This is a genomic window from Flammeovirga pacifica, assembly GCF_000807855.2.
GTDB classification, from domain to species: domain Bacteria; phylum Bacteroidota; class Bacteroidia; order Cytophagales; family Flammeovirgaceae; genus Flammeovirga; species Flammeovirga pacifica.
The window spans coordinates 1,558,965-1,575,546 of sequence record NZ_JRYR02000001.1 but is presented as its reverse complement, the minus strand read 5'-3'; the positions used below and the strand labels follow the sequence as shown (position 1 = coordinate 1,575,546).

At 33.2% G+C, this 16,582-nt stretch carries 14 protein-coding genes; 9 read left to right on the top strand and 5 right to left on the bottom strand.

The window, feature by feature from the left end:
- Positions 1-24: 24 nt before the first annotated feature.
- Together panD and hisF are read right to left on the bottom strand one after the other, a co-directional pair.
- Positions 25-375, bottom strand: a complete 351-nt coding sequence (gene panD / locus NH26_RS06305) for an aspartate 1-decarboxylase (RefSeq protein WP_044218868.1) — start codon at positions 373-375, stop codon at positions 25-27.
- 238 nt (positions 376-613) lie between these two features.
- Complete coding sequence (hisF, locus tag NH26_RS06300; RefSeq protein ID WP_044218869.1) at positions 614-1,375, bottom strand: imidazole glycerol phosphate synthase subunit HisF; 762 nt, start codon at positions 1,373-1,375, stop codon at positions 614-616.
- A 172-nt stretch (positions 1,376-1,547) separates the two neighbouring features.
- Here hisF and carB point away from each other — a divergent pair, with 172 nt between their 5' ends.
- The 8 genes from carB to NH26_RS06260 all read left to right on the top strand — a co-directional run bounded on the left by carB (position 1,548) and on the right by NH26_RS06260 (position 12,756).
- Complete coding sequence (carB, locus tag NH26_RS06295) at positions 1,548-4,364, top strand: carbamoyl-phosphate synthase large subunit (protein ID WP_044218873.1); 2,817 nt, start codon at positions 1,548-1,550, stop codon at positions 4,362-4,364.
- A 74-nt stretch (positions 4,365-4,438) separates the two neighbouring features.
- Positions 4,439-4,894: a deoxycytidylate deaminase gene (locus NH26_RS06290; RefSeq protein ID WP_044218876.1), complete on the top strand. Its 456-nt coding sequence runs from the start codon at positions 4,439-4,441 to the stop codon at positions 4,892-4,894.
- Between the two features lie 256 nt (positions 4,895-5,150).
- A complete protein-coding gene (locus NH26_RS06285) occupies positions 5,151-6,179 on the top strand; it encodes a cytochrome c oxidase subunit II (protein ID WP_044218879.1) in 1,029 nt (342 codons plus the stop codon).
- A 36-nt stretch (positions 6,180-6,215) separates the two neighbouring features.
- Positions 6,216-8,111, top strand: coding sequence for a cytochrome c oxidase subunit I (locus tag NH26_RS06280; protein WP_044218882.1), 1,896 nt, complete (start codon positions 6,216-6,218; stop codon positions 8,109-8,111).
- A gap of 255 nt (positions 8,112-8,366) precedes the next feature.
- Positions 8,367-9,443, top strand: a complete 1,077-nt coding sequence (locus tag NH26_RS06275) for a hypothetical protein (RefSeq protein WP_044218885.1) — start codon at positions 8,367-8,369, stop codon at positions 9,441-9,443.
- A gap of 150 nt (positions 9,444-9,593) precedes the next feature.
- On the top strand, positions 9,594-10,580 hold the full coding sequence (gene holA, locus NH26_RS06270; RefSeq protein ID WP_242427302.1) for a DNA polymerase III subunit delta: 987 nt from the start codon (positions 9,594-9,596) through the stop codon (positions 10,578-10,580).
- Positions 10,581-10,632: 52 nt separating this feature from the next.
- Positions 10,633-10,989 (top strand): 6-carboxytetrahydropterin synthase QueD, encoded by a 357-nt coding sequence (gene queD, locus NH26_RS06265; RefSeq protein ID WP_044218890.1) that lies wholly within the window; start codon positions 10,633-10,635, stop codon positions 10,987-10,989.
- Between the two features lie 81 nt (positions 10,990-11,070).
- Positions 11,071-12,756, top strand: coding sequence for a hypothetical protein (locus NH26_RS06260; RefSeq protein ID WP_044218894.1), 1,686 nt, complete (start codon positions 11,071-11,073; stop codon positions 12,754-12,756).
- Between the two features lie 30 nt (positions 12,757-12,786).
- Here the strand turns inward: NH26_RS06260 and NH26_RS06255 are convergent, their stop codons facing one another.
- Positions 12,787-13,071: a putative quinol monooxygenase gene (locus tag NH26_RS06255; RefSeq protein WP_044218896.1), complete on the bottom strand. Its 285-nt coding sequence runs from the start codon at positions 13,069-13,071 to the stop codon at positions 12,787-12,789.
- A 96-nt stretch (positions 13,072-13,167) separates the two neighbouring features.
- On the opposite strand from NH26_RS06255, the gene gldC reads away from it, so the two are divergent.
- Entirely contained in the window at positions 13,168-13,512 is a 345-nt protein-coding gene (gene gldC / locus NH26_RS06250; protein WP_044218898.1) for a gliding motility protein GldC, read from the top strand.
- A 48-nt stretch (positions 13,513-13,560) separates the two neighbouring features.
- Here the strand turns inward: gldC and NH26_RS06245 are convergent, their stop codons facing one another.
- Positions 13,561-15,810 (bottom strand): tetratricopeptide repeat protein, encoded by a 2,250-nt coding sequence (locus NH26_RS06245; RefSeq protein WP_044218902.1) that lies wholly within the window; start codon positions 15,808-15,810, stop codon positions 13,561-13,563.
- Between the two features lie 136 nt (positions 15,811-15,946).
- Entirely contained in the window at positions 15,947-16,546 is a 600-nt protein-coding gene (locus tag NH26_RS06240) for a hypothetical protein (RefSeq protein ID WP_044218905.1), read from the bottom strand.
- Positions 16,547-16,582 lie beyond the last annotated feature (36 nt).

Sequence of the window (16,582 nt, the reverse complement as noted above, 5' to 3'; positions counted from 1 at the left end):
TTTAAAATATCTATCTTAAGAAGATTAATCTTCTAATTTATTGTCATCATTAGGGAAAACTAATTTCGGTGTATATTCTTTAGCTTTCTTTTGTTTCATCAAAGCATAAGAAATAAGAATTAAAATATCACCTACTTGTACTCTTCTAGCTGCAGCACCATTTAAGCAAATTGTACCACTGCCTCTTTCTCCTGTAATAACATAAGTTTCGAAGCGTTCTCCATTGTTATTATTTACAATTTGAACTTTTTCGCCTTCTATAATATCGGCTGCTTCCATTAAATCCTCATCCACTGTAATACTGCCTACATAATTTAATTCGGCTTGTGTTACTTTAACTCTGTGAATTTTCGATTTTAAAACTTCAATATACATGGTTAGTGTTTTATTCTTTATGTCTGAATAAGGTTTGACAATTACTACAATCAATTATACGAAACTTAAAAACAGAAGTTTGTTCTAAGTGACTGATATACAATTAATAAACCTAAATCCACAAAAAAGTGTGTTCTTTTGTGGATGCAATAATAAGACATATTTGTTAAATGAACAATTTCAGATTACTCCGATGTTAACAATTTTCGTGAATGAATGTGTTCATCTTGTCAAAAAACTAATGTGTAATTCTCACCTCTACATCATTTTCTCTTAGATGTTGTTTAAGGTCTGGAATACTGATTTCTTTAAAATGGAATATACTAGCAGCTAATGCTGCATCAGCGGCATTTTGAGAAAAAAGATCAATAAAGTGTTCTTCTAAGCCTGCACCACCAGAAGCAATGACAGGAATATTTAGACTTGTCGAGATTTCTTTTGTCAATTCAATTGCAAAACCTGCTTTTGTACCGTCATGATCCATAGAAGTAAGAAGTATCTCTCCAGCACCTCTTTCCTGACACTCATGTACCCATTGTATAGTGCGTAATTCTGTCGGAGTTCTACCACCTCTTACGTGTACAATATGCTCTCCGTTTACATACCTAGTGTCTACAGCAACTACGATACATTGTGCACCAAATTCATTACTTAATTCATTAATTAATTCAGGGCGTTTTACTGCGGATGAATTAATTGATACTTTATCAGCACCGGCATTTAATAATGCAGAAACATCTTCTATAGTAGATATTCCGCCACCAACTGTAAAAGGAATGTTTACTTGAGAGGCTACTTTTTGTACTAATTCAATTAGTGTTTTTCTTTTTTCGACTGTAGCTGTAATATCTAAAAATACTAATTCGTCTGCCCCTTGGTCAGAATATATTTGTGCAAGCTCCACAGGGTCTCCTGCATCTCTTAATTCTACAAAGTTGACACCCTTAACAGTTTTACCGTCTTTGATGTCCAAACAAGGAATTATTCGTTTTGTTAGCATAAAGGTAGATTTTGGAAAAAATACAAATATAGATGAAGTTTTTGTTAATGTGTAGTAATTTTTACTATAATTTTACTTTGATGATTTTATCCATTTTTTATGATGTTTTTTCTACAAATAAGATTAGTTTTGCATCCCGAGTGTTAAGACATGTTTTTTAAAGAATAGCAAAATGCCTAAAAAGAATCACATCAAATCGGTACTTATCATCGGGAGTGGACCAATTGTTATTGGACAAGCCTGTGAGTTTGATTACTCAGGAACTCAAGCTTCACGTTCCCTAAGAGAAGAAGGTATCGAAGTTACATTGATTAACTCGAATCCAGCGACGATTATGACAGACCCTGTGACCGCAGATAATGTCTACCTTCGTCCACTTGAGAAGAAATCCATAATTGAAATTCTTGAAAAGCATGAAATAGATGCTGTACTACCAACTATGGGTGGTCAAACAGCACTAAATTTAGCGATTGATTGTCAAGAAGCAGGTATTTGGGAAGACTACGGAGTAGAGATCATTGGTGTAGATATCGATGCCATCCAAACTACAGAAGACCGTGAGTTGTTCCGTCAGAAAATGCTTGAGCTTGGCGTTAGTGTGTGTAAAGGACGTACTGCAAAATCTTATCTTGAAGGAAAAGAGATTGCTCAAGAAATTGGATTCCCACTAGTAATTAGACCATCATTTACTCTAGGTGGTTCAGGAGGTGGTTTTGTAAATGCCCCTGAAGATTTCGAGAAAGCATTAAAAAGAGGTTTGGAGATGTCTCCAGTACACGAAGTGCTTATCGAACAATCTATTTTAGGTTGGAAAGAATACGAATTGGAATTGTTAAGAGATGATCTTGGTAATGTAATCATTATCTGTTCAATCGAAAACTTTGACCCAATGGGTGTTCACACTGGTGACTCTATTACAGTTGCTCCAGCTCAAACACTACCAGATACAGTTTATCAAAGAATGAGAGATCTTGCGATCAAGATGATGAATGGTATCGGTATGTTCGCAGGTGGTTGTAACGTACAGTTCTCAGTTTCTCCTAATGATGATGAAATTATCGGTATCGAGATTAACCCTCGTGTATCTCGTTCATCTGCCTTAGCATCTAAAGCTACAGGTTACCCAATCGCTAAGATTGCTGCTAAGTTAGCCATTGGTTACAACTTAGACGAATTGAAAAACCCAATTACAGGTACTACATCAGCGTTCTTTGAGCCTGCATTAGACTATGTAATTGTTAAGATCCCTCGTTGGAACTTCGATAAATTTAAAGGTGCTAACCGTGAACTAGGTCTTCAAATGAAGGCAGTAGGTGAGGTTATGGGTATCGGTCGTACTTTCCAAGAAGCATTACAAAAAGCTTGTCAATCTTTAGAGATTAAGCGTAATGGAATTGGATCGGACGGAAAAGAAGTAACAAACCAAGAAGAAATCTTACACGGATTAGAACATCCATCTTGGGACCGTCTGTTTAGAATTTGGGATGCCATGAAATTGGGTATCGCAATGCGTACAGTTCGTAATGTTACTAAAATCGATAAGTGGTTCTTACGTCAAATTCTTGATCTTGTTCTTGTTGAGAAAAAGATCCAAGAAACTACACTAGAAGAAATCAGTAAAGATCTTCTATTAGAAGCAAAACAAAAAGGTTTTGGCGATCGTCAAATCGCTCACTTATTAGGTTGCCTTGAATCACAAGTATTTGATAAGAGATTCAAAGATTTTGATATCAAACGTCAATGGAAACTTGTAGATACATGTGCTGCTGAATTTGAAGCAAAAACTCCATATTTCTACTCTACTTTTGATGGTGAGAATGAATCACCAAAAACAAAAACGAAAAAAGTTGTTGTATTAGGTGCAGGACCTAACCGTATTGGTCAAGGTATTGAGTTTGATTACTGCTGTGTACACGGTGTATTAGCTGCTAAGGAAGCTGGTTATGAGACAATCATGATCAACTGTAACCCTGAAACAGTGTCAACTGACCCTGATATTGCAGATAAATTATACTTCGAGCCAGTATTCTGGGAGCATATCTACGAAATCATCCTTCATGAAAATCCAGAAGGTGTAATTGTTCAGTTAGGTGGTCAAACTGCCTTGAAAATTGCTGAAAAATTAACTAGATATGGTATCAAGATTTTAGGTACTTCTTACGAAGCACTTGACTTGGCTGAAGATAGAGGTAGCTTCTCAACGTTGTTGAAAGAAAATAACATCCCTTACCCTAAATTTGATGTAATCGAAACTGCTGATGAAGCATTAGAGAAAGCAGAAGACTTAGGATTCCCTCTTCTAGTGAGACCTTCTTATGTATTAGGTGGTCAAAAAATGAAGATTGTAATTAATGAGGAAGAGTTAGAGCAACATGTTGTAGAAACACTTCGCGACATCCCTGGTAACAAGGTACTCCTTGATCACTACTTGGATGGAGCTATTGAAGCGGAAGCTGATGCAATTTGTGATGGAGAAAATGTGTACATCGTTGGTATTATGCAGCATATCGAGCCTGCAGGTATTCACTCTGGTGACTCATATGCAGTTCTTCCTCCTTACAACTTAGGTGATTTAGTGATTGAACAAATCAAAGATTACACTAAGCGTATTGCAGTGGCATTAAAAACAAAAGGTTTACTAAATATTCAGTTCGCTATTAAGGATGATAAAGTGTACATCATTGAGGCTAACCCTCGTGCATCACGTACAGTTCCATTTATCTGTAAAGCTTACCAAGAACCTTATGTAAATTACGCTACAAAAGTAATGTTAGGTGATAAGAAAGTGACTGACTTTGATTTCAAACCTGTGAAAGAAGGTTATGCAATCAAAATTCCAGTATTCTCTTTCGATAAATTCCCTAACGTTGATAAGCAATTAGGACCTGAAATGAAATCTACAGGTGAAGCAATTTACTTCATTGATTCATTAAAGGATGAGTTCTTCTTAGATATTTACTCTAGAAGAAACTTATATTTAAGTAGATAATTTCAGTCATGAAATACTATATAAAGCTCACAGCCTCGGCTGTGGGCTTTTTTCACATCTAATTTTTTTTAATTATGTCAAGAAGTTTAGAATTTGATATTGCTTTCATGCGTTGTGCTGAGTCAATAGCTGAATTGAGCAGGTGTGTGCGTTTGAAGGTAGGGGCAATCATTGTAAAAGAAGGGAACATTATCTCTATGGGATACAATGGCACTCCTAAAGGTTTTGAAAATACTTGTGAGCTTGAGTTGGAAACAATAAATGAACAAACAGGCGAAAAACAAATCGTTTTAAAAACTAAAGAAGAGGTCTTGCATGCCGAAGCAAACGCTATAACAAAAGCTGCAAAATCTACTTATTCTACTGATGGTGCTTCTATATATTGTACAGACAGTTGTTGTTTTGGTTGTGCAAAATTGATCGTTCAAGCAGGTATTACGAAATTTTATTTCAAAAGAGAGTACAGAGATACTTCTGGAATCGATTTATTGAAGAAGGCAGGGGTAGAAGTAATCAAAGTTGATTATTAGCTGTTTCAACCGGTATTTGATAATAAAGGTCACTTCACAAAAAGTGACCTTTTTTGATTTTAAGGAGCTGAAATTCAATCAACTTATATAAAATATCATTTAAAGTCATTAAAAAAGTATGATATATGTCATCAATAAAGAATTTCTTTAATATATTTGAGAGAATTTTATGGAACTAAACTTCACATAAAACAATTTTGGTGATCAAAATGTCACTATGTAAAGTATATCACGAACTACACACTATTTAGAAGGTATGACAACGGCTTTATTATTTGCCACAGGAGCGATACTTATCATAGCTGTTTTAGCTTTGGTTTATCGAATTATCACTTTAGTAGGGATAGCTAAAGGAGATAACACGAAAGTATCATCAAGTAACAAGATTAATGCTGCACTTTTTCCAGTGTTACTCGTAGTAGGATTTATAGGAATCTATTGGTCTTACAACGATGCATCACAATATTTTTTGCCGGAAGCAGCGTCAATTCATGGAAAAGAAACTGATTTCTTATTCAACACTACATTACTTGTTGTGTTCTTAGCATTTGCTTTGACACACATTTTATTATTCACATTCCCTTTCTTCTTTCAGCATTCTGAAAAAAGAACTGCAGATTTCTATCCAGATAACGATAAACTTGAAATTGCTTGGACAATCGTTCCTGCAGTTGTAATGGCAAGTTTAGTATTCTTTGGTTGGAGAGCATGGTCAGACATTACTGCACCTGCTTCTGATGATGCAGTACAAATTGAATTAATGGGTAAGCAGTTTGCTTGGGAGATTCGTTATCCTGGTAAAGATTTAAAGTTAGGTAAATATGATGTGGCAAACATCGATAATACTAACTCTATGGGTGTTGACTTCGATGATGTTAACGCAACGGATGACTTTATGGCTCGTGAAATCTATTTTCCAGTAAATAAGGAAGTAGAATTAAAAATTAGAGCAATAGACGTACTTCACTCAGTATTCTTACCTCATTTTAGAGTTAAGATGGATGCTGTTCCTGGTATGCCTACAAGATTTAAATTTACTCCTACAATCACTACTGAAGAAATGAGAGCAAAAACTAACAACCCTAAGTTCAACTATGAGTTGGCTTGCACAGAGGTTTGTGGTTCTGGTCACTTCGGTATGAGAAAAATTGTGAAAGTAGTTTCACAAGAGGAGTACGATGCTTGGTTACAGAAGCAAAAGACATGGTTAGAGAAAAACCCTGACTACATGGCTGTATGGGAAGCTAAAAAAGCGGAAAAAAATACAGTAGCTCAAGCAAACTAATTTTTTAGAATTAAATATAAAATTTAATATATAGACATGGCAAGCGTAGTATTAGACGTAGAACATAATGCAGTAGGTCATGATGATCACGACGATCACCATCATGGCAATTTCTGGACAAATTATGTATTCTCTTACGATCATAAAGTAATCGCTAAGCAATACTTAATTTCAGGTATTCTTTGGGCAATCATCGGTGGTGGTTTGTCTTTATTATTCCGTATTCAGTTAGGTTTCCCAGAAGCTGATCTAGAGTGGTTAAGACCACTATTAGGAGACTGGATTACTGAAGGAGGTAAAATGGATACTACTTTCTATTTGGCCGCAGTGACAATGCACGGTACCATTATGGTATTCTTTGTATTAACAGCAGGTCTAAGTGGTACATTCTCTAACTTCTTGATTCCTCTTCAAATTGGCGCAAGAGATATGGCGTCAGGTTTTATGAACATGTTGTCTTATTGGTTATTTGCTTTAGCTTCAGTAATCATGTTGGCATCTTTGTTTATCTCTACAGGTCCAGCATCAGGTGGTTGGGTAATTTATCCTCCATTATCAGCTTTACCTCAAGCCGTTTCTGGATCGGGATTAGGTATGACTCTATGGTTAGTTTCAATGGTATTTTTCATTGCTTCTTCATTATTAGGATCTATCAACTACATCTCTACTGTAATTAACTTAAGAACAGTGGGTATGTCATTTGGTAAATTACCTTTGACAATTTGGTCATTCTTCATTACAGCGGTTATTGGTGTTTTATCATTCCCTGTATTATTTGCAGCAGCATTATTATTAGTATTTGATCGTTCTTTTGGAACATCATTCTACTTATCAGATATTTTTATTCAAGGTGAGTTATTGTCCAATTCTGGCGGTAGCCCAATCTTATTCCAACACTTATTCTGGTTCTTAGGTCACCCAGAAGTATACATCGTATTACTTCCAGCTTTAGGTCTAACATCAGAAGTGATTTCAACGAACTCAAGAAAGCCTATCTTTGGTTACAAAGCAATGATTGGTTCTATGTTGGGTATTGCCTTCTTATCATTTATTGTATGGGCACACCACATGTTCGTTTCAGGTATGAACCCATTCTTGGGGACAGTATTCATGTTATTGACATTGATTATTGCCGTACCATCCGCTGTAAAAGCATTCAACTACATTACAACATTGTTTAGAGGTAATATTGTATTTACACCGGCTATGTTGTTCTCAATTGGTCTAGTATCTTTATTTATCTCAGGTGGTGTTACAGGTATTATTCTTGGTAACTCTGCACTAGATATTCAATTACACGATACTTACTTTGTAGTAGCTCACTTCCACTTGGTAATGGGATCTGCATCGTTCTTCGGTATGATGGCAGGTGTTTACCATTGGTATCCTAAAATGTTTGGTAGAATGATGAACAACGCCTTAGGTTATGTTCATTTCTGGTTGACTTTCTTAGGTGCATACTTGGTATTCTTCCCAATGCACTACATTGGTATTGCAGGTTTCCCAAGAAGATACTACTCATTTACCAACTTTGATGCATTCTCTACATTTACAGATTTGAATACATTCATTTCAATTGCTGCAATGGTAACAGTTGCTGGTCAATTTATCTTTGTATTCAACTTCTTCTGGAGTATGTTCAAAGGTCGTTTAGCACCACTTAACCCTTGGAAGTCTACTACATTAGAGTGGACAACTCCAAGAAAACCAGGTCACGGTAACTGGCCAGGTGCATTGCCAATCGTTTATCGTTGGCCGTACGATTTATCGAAACCAGGTTCTGACAAAGATGGTCATGGAGATTTTATCCCTCAAAACGTTCCATTATCAGAAACCACTTCATCTAATACACCAGAAGAAGAAGATTTGGTACAATTAGAGGATGGTTTGAAAAAACTGTCAGATCATAGAGAGGCAAATCCTTTTATCTAATAGTGATATAAAAATATACTTTATCAGAAGTATCCATGTTGAAGGTGTAAGCCGTCAACAATCTAAGGGCACCTAATTTTAGGTGCTCTTTTTTTATTTCAATCATTTTACTACTGATTGAATATTAAATAAATTATTCACCTATTATTAAATGAATAGCAGTTTTTTTTGTGTTGATATTATTTTACTATCCTTCAATTATTTATTTCTGATTTCTTTCGATAATTTAGAGGGAAGAAATACTTGATATAACACATGCAAAGAACTATAAAACATATAGCACAATTAAAAAACATAGTTTTCCTATTATCTCTAATACCTTTTTATTCTTGTCAGACGAATACTGTACCTCCAACATATAGAGATGCGTTATCTTATTATCCAATTGAAGAAGGATGGTATATAACATATGAGGTGGATAGTGTTATACTAAATTATGGTGAAGCTGAAAATCCAGATGGGATTATTGGAGAGAATATAATTCAATTGATGGAGCGCATAGATAAACCTTTTGATGATGGGTTTGGACATACCAATTATCGGTTAGAACGATTTAAAAGGGAAAATAATAATGCAGAATGGGTTTTAGATTCTGTATGGGTTTTAACTTATCGTGATAATCAAATTATAAAGTATGAAAATGGGATTCCTTATGTCAAGTTGGTCAATCCTCTTTATGATCGATTAAAGTGGAATCAAAATGCTTACAATAATCAAGGTGAACAAGGTGAAGATGGAACAGATTTACGTTATGAAGTAGCCTCTGTAGGGAGATTCTATGGGTTTGATGATAAACAATTTGATATTACCGCCACAATAAATGAGATCAATGTAGAAAATGATGACAACCAAGAAGATTTTGAAACAAAGGTGGCTCATTATGCTAAAGACATTGGATTAGTTCATTTAGATTACTCTAAGTTAAGTAGAAGTTATTACGTATTTAAAAGTACTGATCCAGAATTAATTGGCAACCCGTATTGTAATCATGTCAACGATTCTATTGTTCGACTTGGTGATGGTAGTTTAGTAGATAATCCGTTTTATGGAAATCCATCATGTGATTATAACCCGATTTATGAGGGGAATTTAGAAGGCAATACTCCAGAGGAGAAAGAACAAGCTATTAATAATTGGATTACTCAATATTCGGATAATGCAATGAATCCGCCGATTGTTAATGTAAGTACCCTTGGCCAAAGTTCAGAAACAGGACAAATTTATTCTATTGCTATTCTAAATCCAGATTTTTTCTTTGGATATAATGTGGTGGGAACTACGATAAACCAAAAAATTATTGAGTATGGAATAAATGTTAGGCCAGGTAATTAATACCCATCATTTCTTCTATAAATATTTATTGATGATAAACACTTCAATATTCTTTTTTTTCAATATTGTAAGGTATAAATTGCAACCTTAATTAAGACAAACAATTATCAACTTTTTATGGCGTTTTCAAGTGAATCGATACTTAAAAAAATGAAAGAAGGAAACTTCTCACCTTTGTACGTGTTACAAGGGGATGAACCTTTTTTTATCGATCAAATAGCAAAATATGTTGAAGAAAATGCTTTAACAGAAGCCGAAAAAAGTTTTAATCAAACCATATTTTACGGTAAGGATACAACTCTTGTGCAAGTACTAGAGAGTGCAAGGAGGTTCCCGATGATGGCCATGAGACAGGTAATTATTGTGAAGGAAGCACAAGATCTTCCAGACTTTAATAGAAAACCTAGTCAAGAAATGTTTGCTCAATATGCAAATAATCCTGTGCCATCTACTGTTTTGGTTTTATGTCTAAAAAATAAAAAATTAGATGGGAGAGGAGCTGCAAAAAAAGCAGTAGATAAAAATGCCATCTTATTAGATACTAAAAAACTATACGATAATAAAGTACCAACTTGGGTAAAGGATTTCTGTAAAAGCAAAAACTTTAAAATTAAAGATAGAGCAGTAAATATGATTGCTGAATACATTGGAAACGACTTAAGTCGTATTTCTAATGAGATGGAAAAGTTAATGCTAAATTATGATGAACAAACTGAAATTACAGAAAACCTAATTTCAAAACATATTGGAATCAGTAGAGATTACAATGTGTTTGAGTTACAAAATGCCTTAGGTAAAAGAGACATTCTAAAAGCCAATAGAATTGTTATGTACTTTAATAACAACCCTAAGAGTAACCCTTTTGTAGTAGTGGTTGGTACATTGTTCTCTTACTTCTCTAAGTTATTAGTAATGCATGAGAACTTTAATCAGAATGAGCAAGCATTAGCAAAAATGATTGGAGTTAACCCTTACTTTATCAAAGACTACAGAGAGGCTGCTACTAATTACCCCAAAATAAAGGTGATACAAGTCATAGAAACGCTTCAAGATGCCGATTTAAAAGCAAAAGGCATTAGAGCATCACTTTCCGATGACGAAAATCTTAAAGAATTGGTGTTTAAAATCCTCCATTAGTCAATTATTGCACTGTTATCTTTGCGTGTTTTATAAATAGATACCAAACACAATGAAGATATTTAAATCCTATATGTTTGAGGCAGCTCACTTTTTGCCTCATATGCCAGAAGGTCACCCTTGCAGAAGAATCCACGGTCATTCATGGAAAATGGAATTACATTTTGATGGCGAATTAGTAATGCCTTACGAATGGGTAATTGACTTTAATGAAATTGATGAAGTAGTAAATCCTATCTGGAAAGTTTTAGACCATAATTTCTTAAATGAAGTAGAAGGTTTAGAAAATCCAACTTCAGAGGTGATTTCTATGTGGGTATGGAATAAGATTAAAACAGCTTTACCAGCACTTTATAAAGTGGTAATATTCGAAACTCCTGAAGCGGGAACTGAATATTGTGGAAAGTAATACAAAATTTATTATATTTGAAAGGATACTTAGGTATCCTTTTTTTATAAGCAACTATTTTATATTCAACTAATTTTTTTAATGAAGCAAACTATTATTTACACATTTTTAATGTGTTACTTTTGTGTGCTCAACACAAACGGGCAAGTTCAGTACAATTTAGATTTCCAATTTGGAGAAAAGACTAAAAATGGACTAACAGAGATGAGTTTTGGTGTAGTAGCTAAAAATGATCAATTCATTTATGTTCTCAGTGGAAAAGGGAAAGGAGTAGGCGTAGGATTACCTGTTTTTGGACCTGTTGTCGGAATAGGTACAAAAGTTAAACTTGAGTTACAGATTTTTGATCATGCTCTAAATATGAAGAAAGAACTTTCTTTAGGAGACGTCTCACTTGGTGTTTTAAACGGAGCACCTGATAAAACTTATGAGTTTATCTATCAGGATATAGATCAAAAAATATGGTTATTTTTCTCTACTTATTCCAAGGGTGCCAATCATTTATACAGAATGAAAATGATGGACAATAACTCTGGTTTTGAGAAACCTATTTTAGTATCGAGACAGTCTGGAGATAAGAATCATAACAGACAAGGTACTTACAATTATAAATTATCACCAAATAACGAACTTTTATGTATCTATTCTTTTAATGCTATTAAAAAGAGCAAATCAACAGATGTATATGTAGAAGTTTTAGACAGAGATTGTGTGAGACAATGGGTGATGCTAAATAAAATCCCTCAGTATGACAAAAACGGATACTTATCTACCATTGAAACATCATTAGATAAGGCATCTTATATAAAATCAGAAAATATTAAATTAACTGATGCAGGTTCCTTTTATTATTTGTCTAATGTAAAGATAAAAAAAGAAAAGCACGCTAAGTATCTTTTATATGCTTTTTCAAATGGGAAAAGAAATGCGATTATCAAGGATTTTTCGCACCCGAAATATTTTGCTAATGGACTCTATTTACAGCCATATAATGAACGTATAGGTATTGTTGGTTATTATTCTGATATCAAAAATAAAGATAGAAATATAGAGGGTATAATGGTAGAGATGATGGATCCTATTACACTAAAAACACTGAATAGTATTAGAACTCCTTTTACCAATGAGCAGCGTAAAGATTTTATGGTATCGGATGCCTACCCCAAAACCGTTAAAAAAGCATCGAAATTTGTAAATAAAGATGAGAAAATTAATAAACAGTTTGCTAAGGGAAAAGATATTTTAATTGATTCAGACACTGATCCAATACGATTATTTTTCCATAAAAATAATACATTTACATTGGTTAGTGAGAACTTTGTGGAAACTATTCAAGTAAGTTCATCTACAGACCCAAATACTGGAAAGATGTCTACACAGACTAATTCTAAACTAGAATATGGTGATGTATGCTTTGTAAATTTTGATGAAAAAGGAAATATCAATTGGATTAAAAATTATCATAAAAACCAAGTATTTGATAGGTATTCCTATATGAGTAAAGGGATGTTTTTGGAACAATATGATGATAAAATAATGTTCTTTTATACCAATTTGAATACTGATTTTATTCAATATGCAGAAGTTGATTATAAAGGAAATATTGATTCAAAAGATGTTTATCCTTTAAAAAATGGAGCTATTGATAAGTATTTATTTATTCCAGATAGTTACGTGAAACTTGGTGAGAATTCTTATTTAGGGAATAACAAAAAAACATTTAAAAGTAAACTCACTAAACTAGTAGTGATTGACAATACTTTATAAAATTTAGGGAGGTCGAAAGACTTCCCTTTTTTATACCTCAAACATAGAAAATGCTTCTGCTTTATCTTCAAACATCACCTTAGTCTTCCTCCAAGTGGTTATAAAAAATTCAGAATCTCTATAGCTATCTAAGGCTGTTTGATTTTCCCAAATAGAAAATGTCATCATTTTCATAGGCTGATCAGCATCTTCTAATAAACGTACTGAATGGCAACCCTCAAAGTTTTCAATTATTGGTTGAACTTGGTTAAATAGATGTTTAAATTCATCAATTTTTTCTTTTTGGAAAGTCATTCTAACAAATCTGTGGAGCATAGGGAATCAATTGTAAATATAATTTTATTACTCCTCCAAAAATTGCACCTTTGCATCATTAATCAAAACGTTTTAGTCAAACTTATTTTTTAGGAGATGAAAGAATCACAGATTCGTTTAAAAGTGGAACTTGATGAGCAAAATGTACCGGAAAAAATTTTTTGGAAAGCAGATGACTCAGGAGAAGTTGGACTACAAGAAACAAGAGCATTTGATCTTAATATTTGGGATCATGAGAAGAAAGAAACATTAAGAATTGGCCTTTGGGGTAAAGAAATGACCATCGAAGAGCTTAAATTCTTTTATATAGATGCAATGGGTGGTATGGCTCAAAATATAGTGAATGCCACAGGAGATGAACAAATGGCTGCTGAGATACATCAGTTATGTAAACGTCTTTCTGATCACGTTGTGGAATTAAGAAATAAAGAAGGAAAATAAAAAAATCCCCTTGATGTAAAAGTCAAGGGGATTTTTTTATAAACCGAATTATTGTTCTTTAAAATTACAATCTTCATCAATAAGCTTTTGGGCTTCTTTGTGGCCGTATTCTACCGCTAGATGAAAATCATTACATGCCGATTGATTATTATGTAGGTCTTTCTGAATTAGTCCTCTTTGATAATAAATCTCAGGATCTTTATTGTAAATATTGATACTTGTAGTAAAGTCTTGAATAGCCCCTTTTTTATCATTTACAATCTTTTTTAGATACCCACGACTATCATAATATTTAGCATTAGTTGTGTTTAACGCAATGGCTTTATCATAGTATTTCATGGCATTTATATAATCTCCATCTGCGTGATAAGTCCTTCCTAATTTAAAAAAGATATTGTCATTATCCTTCTCTATTAAGTTTTCAACTTTTTGGTAATTGACTAATGCATTATTTATTGAGTCTAATTGATAATAGACATCTCCTAAATTATTGTAATAATCAACAACATTTGGGTTTAATGATATTGCTTGTTTAAACTGAACCCTTGCTTCATCAAATCTTCCGGCAGCATATAATGAAATACCAAAATGATTTTTATAATGATCATTTTCTGGTTCTAAGTCAGTGACTTTTTGAAAATAGGGAATTGACTTTTCATACTCTTCACTTCCTCTTAGTAGATAGCCATAATTATAATAGTCCATAGCAATAGCGTCCTCTTGATTTGCACAGACTTCAAAATAGACCATGGCAGAATCCTTTTGATTTGAGTTGTAATACGACAAAGCCAAGTAATTATAAAATTTTCGATTTAAATGTGCTGTATCTTCTTTTACAGCACGATTAAAATCGACAATGGCATTATTGTAATCCTTTAGGTTAAATTTAGCTAGACCTAAATAATAATGTAATTCTTCTTTTGGACCTTCACTTAATTGATTGGATTGGTTAAAGTCTGAAATAGCTTCATAAAAATTACTTAATTCTAAATTAGTTCTACCTCTATTAGAAAAGTAAGTAGAATTATTTCTGTTGATATTGATTGCATTGTCAAATTCAGCTTTAGCTTTTTCGTAATCGCCTTGTTTAAAAAACGCAATGCCTTTATCATTAAAATAATCAGCTCCTTTTACTTGTGAATTTTCTTGTTTGACTTTTACAGCTAACATTGCTTCAGTAGGATAGAATAGTAAAGTATCCACTTCTTGATTTCTAAAAACAGAATCGAAAGTCATGATAAATTTATCTTTCATACCTATTTGGACTATTTCTTCCATAATTGGAGTGACATCTTCCATTCTAAGTTTGTATTCATTAATACCACTTTCTTTTTCTTCTCTTAATGGGAAAAAGTTGTCTTTTGAGAAGTAAAAACCTCTGTAATCCATTCCTTTTTCAATCACCACTCTATAACAATCCTCTCCATTTACTTTACCCTCGCCAAAGTTTCTAACCTTATATCCTTTTTCAATAAGATCATGTAGATTACTTTTCATAATGGGTGAAGATTCTTCACTCTCAGTATCTTTTTCTGTAGCATTAACAGTCAACTTATTTTCAATAGATGAGTAGGTCCAAGACTCCATTGGGTTTTTACCAGACATTACTTCAATACCCATGATTCTGAATTTCAGATAGGTGTAATTGGGTAATTTGAAATAACCTTCTAACTCACCAGAAAACTGATTTTCTTGAGTGACCGAACCAACAACTCTAAAAGGTTTACTATAAGATGTATCTGCTAAAGCAACCGCTTTAGTTTTATCTAAAACTTCTTGTTGGAGTTTCTCATTTTTGATAAATGAGAACTCTTGTGTACCAAATTTATCGACATTAACCTGTATATTTTTTTCAATTTGAGTTAAAGCTTCTTGGTCGATTTTACTCTCATGAATTAATCTAAATGTAGCGTCTTTTTGATTTGTATCATCATTAGTGGAATAGGCGATTAAGGTGTCATTTTTTACTGATTCAATAAAATAATCACCAAAGTTCATTGCTTTACCAAACTCAAGTTCATATTCATGAAATTCAGGCTGTTTTTTGGTCAGATCTCCAGATATCTTTGTTTTTGTATTGAAGTAATTATACCAATAAAGCGTTCCTGAAAATTTACCTTTTTTACTTTTTTCAACCTCAATTGAGATCGGAAAGCTTAATCCACTGTTATAGATAAATTCTCCGTGCCAGTTTCCTTCTTTGATTATGGTTTTAGATAAGTCGGTTTTTTCTTGAGATAGGGTGATTGAAGTACTTAAACCAAAAAGAATCAACCCCAGATAATATAGTTTGTTCATTAAAAAAATAATTTATTTGACATGATACCCATGCTTTAATTTTTTTTAAAAGCATAAAGCAAATTATACATAATTAGTATAAAAACACAAATATCTCTTTCTATTATTTTATTGTCAATTATATGATTAAATCACCTTATTTAAATAGGTTAATAATTCTATTAAAGAACCCTCTTTGAACTTTAGTAATACTTCCTACCGTATTTGTTCTACCATTTTTAATAGTCTTCTGAGGAACGGGAATCATCATAGCATCAAGAGATTTGAAAACTTCACGTTTATAAATCTGATTTAAGTATTCTGTAAGTGGCAGGTCCTGTTGCCACAAACGGTTCAACTTTTCAAGTCTATCATTTATTTCTACAGGTGACTTATCTAACCTCATTCCAATACTTTTAGTATCAATTTTGTGGTTATAATATAACTTTAATAGTAAAAGGTCGTCATCATTAAATTTAATTTCTATTTCTTCGATTATGTTATCAGCTTCAATAGATGGGAAGCGTTGGTTAATTTCCGATTCAATGTCTGCATCCTCAGGTAGCAGATCTGCATCCATGATTGTTTTTGTTAAAGCCACACAATAGGCGGACTTAAATTTTACAGGATTTTGATTTTGGTGATGGCTTTCAATTAGAAAATAGAAGTCGTTAAACGCTCTTTTTATTAATCGCTCTTCTTTGTTCTTAAAACCATGTATATACCTAATATTAGGAAGTAGTATTCTATTGCTCATATTATAATAATGCCTATTGCTTAAGATTGTTTTATT